The organism is Herbaspirillum sp. RTI4 (assembly GCF_034313965.1).
In the GTDB taxonomy this organism is placed as follows: Bacteria; Pseudomonadota; Gammaproteobacteria; order Burkholderiales; family Burkholderiaceae_D; genus Herbaspirillum.
This window is the reverse complement of record NZ_JAVIWQ010000002.1, coordinates 523959-538328: the sequence shown is the minus strand read 5'-3', so window position 1 is coordinate 538328 and position 14370 is coordinate 523959. Positions and strand designations below refer to the sequence as shown.

The following is a 14370-nucleotide window of genomic DNA, read 5'->3' as shown; positions in this document are numbered from 1 at the left end:
AACAATGTCTGTTTATACACAAGAGCAAGTGAACTATCTGGTGGAAGGCAAGCTGGATTGGGAAACCACCATGCGCATGCTGTCGATGCCCAAGGACCATGACCGCTTCAAGATGTATTTGAATACCTTGCAGTCCAAATTAACGTGGGATGACAAGTTGATTCTGCCGATCAGTCTGCATCTCTACATCGCGCAAAACAAGACCAGCAAAGAGTGGGTGACCAAGTGCAGTTGTGGCCATGAATTCGGCGACTATCGGAAAAACTGGAAGCTGGAAGCCCTGGTCTATGTGCGCGATACGCCGGAAGCGATGCACGAAATTTATCCGACGCTGATGGCACCGGACACCGCCTGGCAGGTTTATCGTGAGTACTATTGTCCTGAATGCGGCATCATGCACGATGTGGAAGCGCCGACTCCCTGGTACCCGGTGATCCATGAATTTGAGCCGGATATCGAAGCTTTTTACAACGACTGGGTGCATTTGCCTTTGCCGGAAAAAGCTAACTAAGGTGCTCCAGAGGCCGGACATTGCATCCGGTCTCTTTCCGTTCACGCTGGATGTTGTGATTTTTTTATGAAGAGTTGTACGTACTGATGCGTGGTTTTAAAAGTGCGCTTGGCATAAAAAATCCCCGCTTAAGTTCATTAAGTTCTGAACCGAGCGGGGATTTTTTACGTTGCCTGCCGTTAGCATTTTCGGAAAACCAACGGCATACAGGTTTTACGGGTTACTAAAACCGGTAGCCGACAGAAACCGTATAGGAATCGATGTTGACCTTGTCGGCAGTACCATCGGACCAGTTGACCTGCTTGTAATTTTGACGGGCAATCTCAACACGGGTAAAGATATTTTTGGTCCATAAATATTCGGCACCAATACCGAAAGCCGGGCCGCGCATGATTTGGTAAAACCCGGGAGAGCTGAATCTAGTCCACGCATAACCGAGCTTGACATAGCCTATGAGCGAATCCGTTACCGCATAGGCGGCTTTAGCGCCCAACTCCATCGGATGTTGCGCATCGGGATCCGAGCCGTAAGTATCGCTTGATACCAGGTCATAAGTAAAATACCCGCCCAATAACACTTTGTCGGTAACGGCATGGTAATAATCTAGTGTGACGGCAGGAATCCCGCTATTGCTGGTGATGCTGCTGCCTGGAGTGGACTTGTCTTTGATGGCAAAAAGCCCGTAGTCCAGCGAGACTCCAACGCCTTCAAAATTCTGGGATTGTGCAAAGGCAGTCGGGCTAATGGCCAATAAGGCGATGCCCATGATCTTCTTTATATCCACTCTTGCCATGACAGATGTAATCATTTTTGTGCTCAATTGTTGTTGTTATGACAATGGCAGCGCGCTTTTCAAGAAAACAATCGCTTTCAACCCACCGCGGCAGTCTAGCACTGCCGATAAAACACGGCTACATTACGCGCTAAAAAAGATAGTAAAAAGCAACACAGTCAAAAGGCTTTTGCGTAAGTTCCAGGCAATTGTTCGTGCTGATTATTGATTATTGATTATCGGGGGAGTTAAACCCTGCCGCATTTGGCATGCGCCATGATGCGGCGCTTTCTGCAAAAGCCAAACGATCATCACGGTTAGACTGTCAGCCCTTATTACTTACTCTCGTCGCCATCAACACTGGCCGACTATTTTAAAATCCATGAGAACAGCAGATAGCTTGCGCATGCTTGGTCTGGCCGCCGTTTGGGGTGCCAGTTTTATGTTTATGCGGATGATCGTGCCGGTCCTTGGCGCACTGCCGACGGCATTTTTTCGGGTACTGCTGGCCACGGGCGGATTGTTCGCCATTGCGCTGCTGTTGCGCATCCGTCTCCGCTATCAGGGCAAGCTGGGTCTTGCATTGCTGCTGGGTGTCGTCAATTCCGGGATTCCGTTTGCCATGTATAGCGTCGCCGCACGGGTACTGCCGGCGGGATACTCGGCCATCTTTAATGCCACTACGCCGCTGATGGGTGCGGTTATCGGCGCCTTGTTCTTTTCTGAAAAACTGACACCGTTAAAAGTAGCCGGCGTATTTCTGGGCATTGCCGGTGTTGCCATACTCACCAATGCGGGACCGGTGAAACTGACGCCCGAGGTATTGATGGGGGCAGGAGCCTGCCTTATCGCCACGGCCTGCTACGGTCTGGGCGGTTTTCTCACGAGAAAATGGATTTCAGAAAAAGGCGGGCTCGACAGTACCTTGCTTGCGCTAGGCAGTCAGCTTGGCGCGGTGCTGTTGCTGTTGCCATTCGCGGCATATAGCGTACTTGCCGCGCCGCCGGTAAGCTGGGGCGGTAGCGGCGTATGGCTGGCCATGGCGGGGTTGGGACTGGCATGCACCGCGTTCGCTTACATTATTTATTACCGGCTCATTGCCGATATTAGTCCGACGCGGTCGATGACCGTCACGTTTCTGATTCCGCCGTTCGGTGTTTTATGGGGGGTGATATTTCTGAACGAAACGCTGACCCTGGCGCATTTCGTCGGCGGAGCCTGTATCTGCGCGGCAATCTGGGCCATGCTCAGGTCGCCGGCAAAAGAGCGCAAGCGCTGAGATGCCGTGGAGAGTGGGAGCAAAAAATAAGGAGGCCGGAAAGAAAACCGGCAGCGGAGCAAATCTGCCCGGCTGCCGGTTTCATGATGCAGAGATCAAACGACAGTTCAGTGCACCGGATCCTTCTCCGATATGCTGCGCGGCAAAGCAAACAAAATGAGCAGCGCGGCTAACAGTGTGACGGCAGCGATGGCGTACAGACCGCCGGCCGTACTGCCGGTGACGTCCCTTACCTTGCCCACCATGTAGGGGCTGATGATGCCGCCCAGATTGCCGATGGAATTAATCAGCGCGATACCCCCGGCGGCGGCGCTGCCCGATAAAAATTTGGGCGGCAGCGTCCAGAACACCGGCAGACAACCAATCACACCGACGGCCGCCAGCGACAATGCCGCAATCGCAATAGCCGTATGATCGCCAAACAAACCACTCAGCACATACCCAATCCCACCGACCAGCACCGACAAGCCAAGATGCCAGCGACGTTCGCCGTGGCGGTCGGAACTGCGCGCAATCAGCACCATCGCGATACCTGCGGCTGCGTAGGGAATGGTACTCAGCAGGCCAATCGTCATCGGACTGGCGACACCGGTATTCTTGATCAGTTGCGGCAGCCAGAAGGTCAGGCCGTACAGACCCATCAGCATGAAGAGATACACCACGGAAAGAAAAATAGTGACAGGCTGTTTGACCGCATCGAGGAAGCTATGCGCTACTGCGGCACTTCTGTCGCGGTCGATATTGTCTTGCAACAGCGTTTTCTCTTCCGTCGATAACCACTTCGCTTTACCGATGTTATCGTCCAGCCACAGCAGTACCAGCAAGCCCAGCACGATGGTCGGCACCCCTTCCAGCAGGAACAGCCATTGCCAGCCGGCCCAGCCATTCACCCCGGCAAAACGGGTCATGATGAAACCGGCAATGGGACCGCCGACCACGCCCGAGATGGCGATCGAGGTCATGAAAATCGCGTTGATGCGCGCTCTTCTCTGTGCCGGAAACCAGTAAGTGAAATACAGGATGATGCCCGGCAGGAAACCCGCTTCGGTAGCGCCGATGATAAAGCGCAGCACATAAAACCAGGTCTCGTTTTCTACCAGCATCAGCAGCGAGGAAGCAATGCCCCACGACACCATGATGCGCGCAATCCAGAGCTTGGCGCCGACCCGATGCAGGATGATGTTGCTCGGGATTTCAAAAATGAAATAACCAATGAAAAAGATGCTCGCGCCGAAACCGTAGGCCGCATCGCTCAAGCCAAGGTCGCCTTGCATTTGCAGTTTGGCAAAGCTGATATTGACGCGATCGAAATACGCGAAGATGAAACAGACGATCAAAAAGGGAATGATGCGCCAGGTAATTTTGCGATAGGTCGCTTCTTCAAATGCCTTGCTGCTGGCCGAAAGAAGGCCGGGACTTGCTGTCATGTTTGTCTCCTGAGATTTTATTATTGATGAACCACTGATGACGCGACTATCCGACGCAATCACATGGAATATTTAAGCTTGTTCTATACCAACACTGCATATAAACGCGATTGCATGGGAGATGAGCGGCATTTGAAGGACGCCAATTCATGTTGGCGATTCGGCCGGCTTACCGCCGGATCCTTCGATCGGGATTGCCTCCCTACTCAGAACGAACGGTAAGTGATGCTTGAGCTGCTGCCAGTGACGAATAATGTGTCGTCGTTTGCAGTTTCAATATCCACCCACCGTTCGTCCTGAGTAGGCGCATCGCGCCGTATCGAAGGATCCGGCGGCACGCCGGTCTGCTCCGTAATCACCGTCGTCACTTTTCAAAAACGACGTTCCTGTTTAGTCGAGCAAGGATTCATCCCAGCTATGCACCGTTTGTTGCTGCTCACCCAGCTTGTCGATACCCAGGCGAATCACATCACCATTCTTCAAATACACCGGTGGCTTCTGGCCCATGCCGACGCCGGGAGGCGTGCCGGTGGAGATGATGTCGCCGGGATACAAGGTGGCGAACTGGCTGATGTAATGCACCAGAAACGCGACATCGAAAATCATAGTTTTGGTCGAGCCGTTCTGATAGCGCTTGCCGTTCACTTCCAGCCACATCGAGAGGTTTTGCGGATCGCCGACTTCATCGGACGTCACCAGCCACGGACCGACCGGGCCGAAGGTGTCGCATCCTTTTCCCTTGTCCCAGGTGCCGCTGCGCTCGATTTGATATTCGCGCTCCGACACGTCATTAATCACCGTGTAACCGGCGACATGGTTCAGCGCATCTTCCAGCGTAACGTAGCGTGCCTTGCTGCCGATCACCACGCCGAGTTCAACTTCCCAATCCGTCTTGACTGAATTTTTCGGCATCACTACCGGATCATTCGGGCCGGTAAAGCTGCTATTCCACTTATTGAACAGCACTGGCTCCGGCGGTACCGGCAGGCCGGATTCCGCCGCGTGATCGCTGTAATTGAGTCCGACGCACATGAACTTGCCCAGGCCGGTGAACGGCGTGCCGATGCGCTTGGGCGCAAGAACTTCCGGCAGGCTAGACAGATCGAGCGCGCGCAGTTTTGCCAATCCGGAGGGGGACAACATTTCCGGCGTGATGTCGGCAATGACGGAGGACAAATCGCGGATCTTGCCGCTGGCGTCGATGGCAGCGGGTTTTTCGTGGCCCTTGGGGCCGTGACGTAATAACTTCATGGTGATTTCCTTTTAGTTGGACCAGCCGCCGTCAATAATCTGGCTGGTGCCGGTGGTGAATCCCGATTCGTCCGATGCCAGATATAGCGCCAGTGCAGCGATTTCTTCGGCCTTGCCGACGCGGCCTATGGGCTGGCGCGACACAAACATCTCGCGCACTTGCGCATCGCTCTTGCCACTGTTGTGCGCCTGATCGGCGATGCGCCCGCGCAGCGAAGGCGATTCCACTGTGCCGGGACAGATCGCATTGCAGCGGATGCCCTGCGAAATAAAATCTGCGGCCACTGCTTTAGTCAGGCCAATCACGGCCGCCTTGCTGGCACCATAAGCGAAGCGCGCCGGCACGCCCTTGATGCTCGACGCCGCGGAGGACATGTTGATGATCGAGCCGCCGCCATTTTTCAGCATGGCCGGCAGGAAGGCGCGGATAGTGCGGTACATGGCACTCACGTTGAGGTTGAATGAGAAATTCCAGGCGTCTTCGTCGCACTCAAGGATGGAGCCGTGATGCACGTAACCGGCGCAATTGAACAACACGTCGATCGCGCCCAACTCAGCGGCCAGTGCATTAACCTCGGCGCTGCTGGTGACATCCAGTTTGCGCACGACACAATTAGGCAACCCGGCCAGTTCCGCGAGCAGCGATTCGTTGATGTCGGTGGCGATGACGCGCGCGCCTTCCCGCAGGAAAGTTTCGACAGTCGCGCGTCCTATGCCCTGAGCAGCAGCGGTAATCAGCGCGGTTTTACCCGTCAGGCGATTGGTCATGAATGATTCCTTAAGAGGGGATAAATGAAGTGACATGAAGCAGGATTGGTGTGCGTAGGCGCTGTCCGCTCATCACCGATTGCCGACCGGATAGTGCGAGCCCGGCGCTGACTTTCGAGTGGCCGTTCACTTGACCGACGCAGTCAGAGAGGCAGCATTCTCGGCGTGGTGATAGCCCTCCCGCACCCGCAGCAAATGCTGACGCATGGCCTGCGCTGCGCGCTCAGGATCGCGTGCTTGCAACGCCTCCAGAATGTCGCGGTGATCTTGCAAACTGCGCTCCAGCACGGCCGGAATGCGCGACGTAATGGCGCGGCTCTTTTTGCCCAGCACGTACAAACTGCCGGCAATGCTTTGCATGAAGGGATTGTTGCAAGCCTCGATGATGGTCTCGTGGAAGGCCACATCGGAAGCGGCAAACGTCTCGCCATCGCCCAGCAAGCCGCTTTCGCTGTCGATCGTCGTCGTCAGAAAGGCCAGTTGCTCGTCGCTGATGTGTTGCGCCGCCAGTGCAGCAACGCCGCTTTCGATGACGATGCGCGCATCGAACAGCGCATCCAGCGTGCCAGCATTAAGGTTGATGATCATCTCCAGCGGCTCCAGCAGTTCGCGGGTTTCCAGCGAACCGACAAAGGTCCCTTCGCTCTGGCGGATGCGCAGCAGACCCAGCAAGGACAATCCCTTGATCGCCTCGCGCACCGCCGGGCGGCCGACGTCAAACATGGCGGCCAGTTCGCGTTCGGGCGGTAACTGCTGATTCGGCTTGAGTTGGCCGCTGCGGATCATGCCCAGCAAGCGCTGCGCAACCTGCTCGGAGACCGTGGTTTGAATAATGGGATCGAATGACATGGTGTGGGGGTAAGGTGGAGCTTTGCCACTTCAGTGGTAAGACCGGTGGGGCAAGAATAGGCAAAATATTGTGATGTGTCAACAATGTTGTGCGCAAAACAGGAAGGGAGGGACGGGAATGCCTGCCTTGTCGCCATGAGAATGCATGGGAAGCGGCCGCATCCTGGCGATCAGAAAACAGAGGGAAGTGTTTGCCGAAGATGACCCGTACTTGCGTGTCAGTAGCGAGTTACTGCGCAAATTCCGCAACAAAATGAATGGCAGCTTCAGGCAATGAGGACGTCCGCCTGAAGCTGCCGTATCAAGAGTACCGCATCAGAAGTGCCGGATCAGTGCTTGCCGATAAAAAGATCAGCCGCACGCGGATCGTTGAGCAGCATGGCAGCGTCGCCCTCCATCGCAACGCTTCCCTGATCAATGATGTAACCACGATGGCTGATGGCGAGCGACTGGCGCGCTCGCTGCTCCACCATCAACACCGCCGCACCCGCCGCAGGCAGGCGGGCGACGTAGGTAAAAATTTCTTCGACCAGCGACGGCGAAAGCGCGGCCGTGGGTTCGTCCAGCAGCATCATGGAGGGCGTGCGCATCAATGCACGAGCGAACGCCAGCTGTTGCCGTTCGCCACCCGACAACAAGCCTGCTTTGCGCCTGCGATGCGTGGCCAGGGCGGGAAACAAGGCATACATTTCTTCCGCCCGCTGCTTCTGCTGACGCACGCCCTGTACCACCAGCAGATTGTCATGCACGGTCAGCGACGGAAATACATTCGCCACTTGCGGAACGTAGCCGATGCCGTGCTCAAGGCGCGATTCCACACTGGCGTGTGCAATATCGACGCCATTAAAAAGGATGCTGCCACTGACACGCGGCAGCAAGCCCATTGCCGCCTTGATGATGGTCGATTTACCCGCGCCGTTGGTCCCGGCAATGGTCACGATTTCGCCCGGCATGACATGCAGATGGATCCCCTTGAGGATGTCCACTTCGCCGTAGCCGCCGCTGAGCCCCTTGATATCGAAAACGGGATTCATCATTGGCTCCCCATGTAAGCGGCCCGCACGGCGGCGTTATCTAGTACGTCGTCCGGCTTGCCGTGTGCCAGCAAGGCGCCGCGGTCCATGACATACAAATCGTCGACCAGACGGTTCAGGGCTTCCAGGTTGTGCTCGATGATCAAGAAGCCGATTCCTTGTTGGTTCAGTTCGCGGATGCGTTCGGAAATTTCTTCAATCAATACCGGATTCACGCCGGCATAAGGTTCGTCGAGCAGAATGAATTGCGGATCGGACATCAAAATGCGGCCCAGTTCCAGCAGTTTTTTCTGGCCGCCCGATAATCCGCTGGCAGGCACGTCAGCAACGGGACGCAACTTCAGAAAATCGAGGCTCTGTTCGACACGCGCATCGAGCGCGGCTTCCGCTTCCCGCACTTCACGCGGTGCAAGCAAGAGCTTGAGCAAGGATTCGCCCGGTTGTTTGCGTGCGCCGACTTTCAGATTTTCACGCACAGTCAAATGTTTGAATTCACGCGGCACCTGGAAGGTACGGCCAAAACCGTGGCGCGCGCGTTCTACCGGTGACAGGGACTCGAACGCCGTCCCCGCAAAATTCACCTTGCCCGCTGTTTGTCGCGCAAAGCCGCTCAATACCGCAAACAAGGTGCTTTTGCCTGCGCCGTTCGGCCCTATCATGCCGTGTAATCCGCTCAGGTTCATTTCCATCGTCACGCCGTCGAGCGCCTTGAAATCGCCATACGATAATTCGAGACCGGAAGTACTCAGCATAGGCGTGGATGTCGCAGCAATACTCATGAGGCGCTCCGTTTGCCGAACAGACCTTGCGGACGGAAGCGCATGAACAGAATCAGTAGCAAGCCGATCACGCCAAGCTGAAAGCTGGCCATGCCGGCATCCGTCACGCCCGGCACGACGCCGCGCAGGAAGCGAGTGCCTTCCAGCAGCACTACCAACAAGACCGCACCCGATACCGACCCCAGCAAGCGCGCCACGCCACCCATAATGATCGCCATCCAGATGTAGAAGGTGGTGACGGGCACGAACTGGTCAGGCACGATATACGTAATGTAATGCGCATAAAAAGCACCCGCCAGACCGGCAATCGCACCGCCTATCACCAGCACTTGCGTTTTGAAAATGGCAGGGTCTTTGCCGAGCGCAATGACGGCGACTTCATCATCCCGAATGGCCTGAATGGTGCGGCCATAAGGGCTTTGCGTGATACGACGCATGACTACCGTGGTGACGGCGCAGGCCGTGACCAGCGCACCGAACAGGAATAATTCGCTGGCGCTACTGCGCCACTCCGGCCACAGACGCGGCACACCGGAAATGCCCTGCACGCCATGTGTAAGCCAGTCTTCCTTGACGATCACCAGTCGGATAATTTCCGAAAACCCCAGCGTCACGATGGCAAGGTAATCGTCGCGCAAGCGCAGCGCAATGCGTCCCAGCGGCCACGATAGCAATCCCGCCGCCAGCATCGCCGCCGGAAACGATATCCACGCCGGCAAGCCGAGATTCATGGTCACCAGCGCAGACGTGTATGCACCCACGCCAAAAAAACCGACCAGCCCGAAGTTGATCAGACCGGTAAACCCGTATTGCAGATCAAGCGAGAACGCCAGCAAGATATAAATCAGCATGACGATCAGAATCGTGAGCAGGTAGCTGAGCATCAGCGAACTCCCTGAGGACGATTGAACAAACCTTGCGGACGCACCAGCAATACCAATAGCATCACGACGTAAGCCAGCGCGATCTTGTAAACAAAGCCCACTACCGGCGTCGATAACTCCTGCACCACGCCCAGCAACAATGCCCCGGCCACAGCGCCGACCGGATTGCCGAGTCCGCCGATGACTGCGGCGGCAAAGGCTGGCAGCAACATCGCCCATCCCATTTCTGGCGACAACACGGTGCGCATGCCCAGCACGGTGCCGGCGATACCGCACACGGCACCGGTCACCGACCACATGATCAGCATCACACGATCATTGCGAATGCCGCTGACACGGCCCAGGTCAGGATCATCTGCCAGCGCCCGCATCATGCGGCCGACCGGCGCGACATACAACATCGCAAACACCGCTGCCAGAACGGCAAGGATGATACCGGCCAGCGTCGCATCAGTCGGGTTGAGCATGATGCCGTCGAAATTGAGAGAGCGGGTCAGTGGCAGACTGAACATCTTCAATTCATGGCCGAAGCTCAAGCCCATCACTGCGCGGATAAAAAAGCCGACCCCGATCGAGGTCAGCAGCAGGGTAATGACCGAGCGTCGCATCACCGCCTTGAACGCCAGATAGTAAGACGCCAGCGACACGATCGCGCCGACCAGCGCGCCGCCGAGACCCGCCAGCAGCAGCGAACCAGTGGCGTTGAAGCTGAGGTAGCCGCCAAAACCGCCGGCCGCCACCACATCGCCGGTGGCGGCGTTAGGAAAGCGCGCCAGCCCGTGGACCAGCGTCACGGCCAGCGCAGGGAGTGCGATCAGCAATCCCTCCACCAGACCGTTGAGCGCCAGATTGATGAAATCCGCAAGAGTCATTCGATTCGCTCCGCTTACAGCTTGACGACGTATTTACGGACCAGCTTGCCTTTTTCGACAAAAGACGCCGCGAAGTCGGGAGTGACGTCGTTGAATTCATCGAAATTGAGCGCGCTGGAGGCCCCGTTATACGTCACACGTTTGCCGGCGGCGAGCAGCTTCTTGCCTTCTGCAAAGCTGTTGACGATGGTTCCGCCGGGTGTGCCGATTTCATGCACCTTCTTGGCCAGCACATCGGCGCTGGCGGTCGGACCGACTGCCTGCACTGCCAGTGCCAGAACCATCACCTGATCGTAGGTCATCGCGGCATACACATTGTCCTGCGCTGCCATCTTGGTCTGCTTCGCAAAACGATCCGCGAAGCTCTTGTAGGAAGGCGAGTTTTCAGCGCTGATCGATTCCACCGAGATGATGCCTTCGGTCACATCGGGACCGAGCGCCTTGAGCAAGTCGCTATTGGCCGCCCAGCCCGGAATGATCCAGCGTGCCGGCTGACCGCTCTGATACCACTCGCGCAGGATGATGGTGGTGTCGGCCAGATAGGAACCGGTCACGATCACATCCGGTTTGCCGCGCAGCACTTCCTGCAATTCGGAGCGGTAGGAAGGACGGTTCGGTTCATACACCACGTTGGCCACCACAGTGCCGCCGCTGGCCGTCCACGATTTGCGGAAGCCTTCGGTATTGCCGATGCCGGACGCATTGTTGAACGCCATCGTGGCAGGACGCTTGAATTTTTCGCGCTTGGCGATTTCGGCAAACGCACGACCGAAACGGTCATTGGTGGCCTGAAAGCGGAAGCCCAGTTTTTTTGCATTGGCCGGGGCCACGCTCAGCGCGGGTGCGCCGGAGGTATGCAGAAGCAGCACATTGGCATCGTTGGTAATCGGAATCACCGCCAGCGACACGCCGGAACTCCAGGTGCCGATGATCGCTTTGACTTTCTGTACTTCAATCAGTTTTTTGGCGGCAAGCACGGCGGCCTGCGGACTGGTCTGCGAATCTTCCGGCAGCAGCTCAAAGTTGGCACCGCCAGCACCACCCGCTGCATTGACTTCTGCGACGGCCATTTGCGACGCTTTCAACATGCCGGAGCCGTACGGTGAGCCTGCGCCGGTAATCGGATTGAGTGAGCCGACCTTGAATGTTCCCTGCTCCGCCAATGCGGAAGCACCGAACTGACATGCGATGAGCGCGGCGGTACCGAGCGTGATGAGCTTGCGACGATTCATATTCATCTCTTTTAAGTTATTGTGAAAAGGCGATCATTCAGCTGCTGCACTATCTACTGGGCAACGCATGGCCACTGTAACCATGGCACCGATACGTTGCGCCCCGATCATCCCTGAACATTTACGATCAGTCCACATTTGACTGAGGACAACAAACTTGCTCAGCGATCATAGAGCCAGGCAAGCCAGAACTGAAAATGAATTCTGCGAATAGATACATGCGAAAAATTCATTACCGCCAGCGGCATGGACGGCCCTACTATCGTAGTTGAAATAAACACTAAGCTAGCATTCAGCCCGGCTTCAAGGCGGCATTTAAATCGGCTCTGCAATGACGATTGAAATTGCCCTATGTGCGTTCACCACCAAGACACTCTCTTTCTATCAGGCAATCATGACCCAGATCCTTTTTAAAAACGGCAACGTCTTCGATCCCGGCCTCGGCACCATTCTCGCCGGCCACGATGTATTGATTGAGGGCGACCGCATCAAGCAGGTGTCGGCAACGCCCATTGACGCACCCGGTGCAACAGTGATTGATGCAACGGACAAAACCGTCATGCCCGGTCTGATCGATTGCCATGTGCATGTGCTGGCCTCCAACGCCAATCTCGGTCTGAATGCCAAGACCCCTTCGGTATTGATCGCCCTCCGTTCGCTGCCTATCCTGGAGGCCATGCTCAAGCGCGGCTTCACCACGGTGCGTGACGCTGGCGGTGCTGACTGGGGACTGGCGCATGCAATCGCACTGGGACTGGTACCCGGACCGCGTATCTTCCCCTCCGGCAAGGCGCTGTCGCAGACCGGCGGCCACGGCGATTTCCGGGCTCGTCTGGAAAACATGGAACCTTGCTCCTGCGCTTTCCAGGCCGGTGCCATTGCCCGCATCGTTGATGGTGTCGATGCGGTACGACTGGCAGCGCGTGAAGAAATCCAGAAGGGCGCAACGCAGATCAAAATCATGGCCTCCGGCGGCGTTGCCTCCCCGGTCGATCCTATCGGCAACACGCAATATAGCGAGGAAGAAATCCGCGCCATCGTCGCCGAAGCCGAAGCGGCGCAAACCTATGTCATGGCCCATGCTTACACCGGCCGCGCCATTGCCCGCGCCGTGCGTTGCGGTGTGCGCACAATCGAACATGGCAATCTGGTCGACCGCGAAGCCGCCGACGTGATGCGCAAACACGGTGCCTTCGTCGTTCCGACCCTAGTGACATATGAAGCGCTGGCACGCGACGGCGCGCGTCTGGGCATGCCGCCCGAATCGATTGCGAAAGTTGACTCGGTGCGACTGGCCGGCCGCAATTCGCTGCTGATTTATGCCGAGGCTGGCGTACCTATGGGCTTTGGCTCTGATTTGCTGGGCGAAATGCACGAAGACCAATCCAGCGAATTCCGCCTCCGCGCCGAACTGATCGGCAATCTGGAAGCCATCCGTTCGGCCACCTCGATTGCCGCCGCCATCTTGCAGCGCGAAGGCGAACTCGGCACCGTCCGTGAAGGCGCGATGGCCGATCTGATTGTGGTGGACGGCAATCCGCTGGCCGACATTTCTTTCCTCTCCAACGGTGCGCAGCATATCTCGGTGGTGATGCAGGGTGGGCGGATACGGAATGGTGACTGAGGTTCGAATAGACTTGAATCACGGCGCAGCAATCACATAGGGGAGATATGCAGCAGAAATGCGCGGCAAAGATAAGCGATATACATGAGCCGTGTTTGAACTTATCATCGGGGCTACTTTATTTCCGGGTAGTCCATGCGCATCTCCCCCCTTCCACCGCTTCAGGCGCTGATTGCGTTTGAAGCCGTCATGCGACACGGCAGTTTCACGCGCGCCGCCAACGAACTGCACCTGACTCAAAGCGCCATCAGCCGTCAGGTTGCGCAGCTCGAACGATTCCTCGGCAAAAAATTATTCTTGCGTGAGCGCCGCACCTTGCGGCTCACGGTCAGCGGTCAGATTTATGCCGAACAGGTACAGCGTCTGCTCGTCAGTTGCGCCGAATCGACCGGCGCGCTGATGAAAAACAAGGGCGGCAGCGAACTGACGATTGCCTGCTCTTCCGGCGCGACGGTGCTCTGGCTCGCGCCCCGACTCGGCAATTTTCGCGCGGAACATCCCGAAGTGCACCTGCGCCTGATCGTCAACGACAGTTTGTCTTCGCTGTCGGAATCCGACTTTGATGTCGGCATTTATTATCTGCGCGAAGGCGCGCCAAAAGGACTGGCTGCGCGTCGGATTTACGGGGAAGAAGTGTTTCCTGTCTGCTCTCCGAAATATCTGGCAGGCCGCACCATTTTGCCAGTCGACCTGCCGAAAGAAATGCTGCTGATGCTGGAAGACGGACAGCGGCAATGGATGTCCTGGGAGGCGTGGTTTGCGCAAAACGGCATTTCGACCTCACGCTTTCAGACCACGTTGGTGGCAAACCATTACCCCTTGCTGATTCAGCTCGCCATCGAAGGGGGCGGCATCGTTCTCGGATGGCGCCACATGATCGACTCCTGCATCGACTCCGGGCTGCTGGTGCGTGCATGCAAGGGCAGCGCCAGTGCCAGTCTTGGTGGCGGCTACTACACCGTATGGCCAAGCGACCGCGCCGAATCGACCGCTTCTTATACCTTCCGCAAATGGATCATGCTGGAGAGCGTGCGCAAAGGCAGTCCGGCGGAATAGTTTTTTGGCCTTAAGACAGTGCCTTACCTATT

Annotated in this window: 14 protein-coding genes; 4 read left to right on the top strand and 10 right to left on the bottom strand. The window is 56.7% G+C overall.

What is annotated here, in order from left to right:
• Positions 1–4 precede the first annotated feature (4 nt).
• Positions 5–511: an acetone carboxylase subunit gamma gene (locus RGU70_RS02625; RefSeq protein ID WP_322207862.1), complete on the top strand. Its 507-nt coding sequence runs from the start codon at positions 5–7 to the stop codon at positions 509–511.
• Between the two features lie 223 nt (positions 512–734).
• Here the strand turns inward: RGU70_RS02625 and RGU70_RS02620 are convergent, their stop codons facing one another.
• Positions 735–1319 carry an outer membrane beta-barrel protein gene (locus RGU70_RS02620; RefSeq protein WP_322207861.1) on the bottom strand — a complete coding sequence of 195 codons (585 nt, stop codon included), beginning with the start codon at positions 1317–1319 and terminating at the stop codon, positions 735–737.
• A gap of 346 nt (positions 1320–1665) precedes the next feature.
• Between RGU70_RS02620 and RGU70_RS02615 the strand changes: the two genes are divergently transcribed.
• Positions 1666–2562 (top strand): DMT family transporter, encoded by an 897-nt coding sequence (locus RGU70_RS02615; RefSeq protein ID WP_322207860.1) that lies wholly within the window; start codon positions 1666–1668, stop codon positions 2560–2562.
• 107 nt (positions 2563–2669) lie between these two features.
• Here RGU70_RS02615 and RGU70_RS02610 read toward each other — a convergent pair whose 3' ends face one another.
• The 9 genes from RGU70_RS02610 to RGU70_RS02570 form a co-directional block, all read right to left on the bottom strand.
• A complete protein-coding gene (locus RGU70_RS02610) occupies positions 2670–3989 on the bottom strand; it encodes an MFS transporter (RefSeq protein WP_322207859.1) in 1320 nt (439 codons plus the stop codon).
• Between the two features lie 390 nt (positions 3990–4379).
• On the bottom strand, positions 4380–5240 hold the full coding sequence (locus RGU70_RS02605; protein ID WP_322207858.1) for a fumarylacetoacetate hydrolase family protein: 861 nt from the start codon (positions 5238–5240) through the stop codon (positions 4380–4382).
• Positions 5241–5252: 12 nt separating this feature from the next.
• On the bottom strand, positions 5253–6008 hold the full coding sequence (locus RGU70_RS02600) for an SDR family oxidoreductase (protein WP_322207857.1): 756 nt from the start codon (positions 6006–6008) through the stop codon (positions 5253–5255).
• 126 nt (positions 6009–6134) lie between these two features.
• Positions 6135–6857, bottom strand: coding sequence for a FadR/GntR family transcriptional regulator (locus tag RGU70_RS02595; protein WP_322207856.1), 723 nt, complete (start codon positions 6855–6857; stop codon positions 6135–6137).
• A 329-nt stretch (positions 6858–7186) separates the two neighbouring features.
• Positions 7187–7891, bottom strand: a complete 705-nt coding sequence (locus RGU70_RS02590; RefSeq protein ID WP_322210684.1) for an ABC transporter ATP-binding protein — start codon at positions 7889–7891, stop codon at positions 7187–7189.
• On the bottom strand, positions 7891–8670 hold the full coding sequence (locus RGU70_RS02585) for an ABC transporter ATP-binding protein (RefSeq protein ID WP_322207855.1): 780 nt from the start codon (positions 8668–8670) through the stop codon (positions 7891–7893). Before RGU70_RS02585 ends, RGU70_RS02590 begins: the two co-directional genes overlap by 1 nt.
• Positions 8667–9554: a branched-chain amino acid ABC transporter permease gene (locus RGU70_RS02580; RefSeq protein ID WP_322207854.1), complete on the bottom strand. Its 888-nt coding sequence runs from the start codon at positions 9552–9554 to the stop codon at positions 8667–8669. Before RGU70_RS02580 ends, RGU70_RS02585 begins: the two co-directional genes overlap by 4 nt.
• Positions 9554–10426 carry a branched-chain amino acid ABC transporter permease gene (locus tag RGU70_RS02575; protein WP_322207853.1) on the bottom strand — a complete coding sequence of 291 codons (873 nt, stop codon included), beginning with the start codon at positions 10424–10426 and terminating at the stop codon, positions 9554–9556. Before RGU70_RS02575 ends, RGU70_RS02580 begins: the two co-directional genes overlap by 1 nt.
• Positions 10427–10440: 14 nt before the next feature.
• Positions 10441–11658 carry an ABC transporter substrate-binding protein gene (locus RGU70_RS02570; RefSeq protein WP_322207852.1) on the bottom strand — a complete coding sequence of 406 codons (1218 nt, stop codon included), beginning with the start codon at positions 11656–11658 and terminating at the stop codon, positions 10441–10443.
• 394 nt (positions 11659–12052) lie between these two features.
• Between RGU70_RS02570 and RGU70_RS02565 the strand changes: the two genes are divergently transcribed.
• Positions 12053–13282 (top strand): amidohydrolase family protein, encoded by a 1230-nt coding sequence (locus RGU70_RS02565; RefSeq protein WP_322207851.1) that lies wholly within the window; start codon positions 12053–12055, stop codon positions 13280–13282.
• 135 nt (positions 13283–13417) lie between these two features.
• Positions 13418–14338, top strand: coding sequence for a LysR substrate-binding domain-containing protein (locus tag RGU70_RS02560; RefSeq protein WP_322207850.1), 921 nt, complete (start codon positions 13418–13420; stop codon positions 14336–14338).
• The last annotated feature ends 32 nt before the right edge of the window (positions 14339–14370 follow it).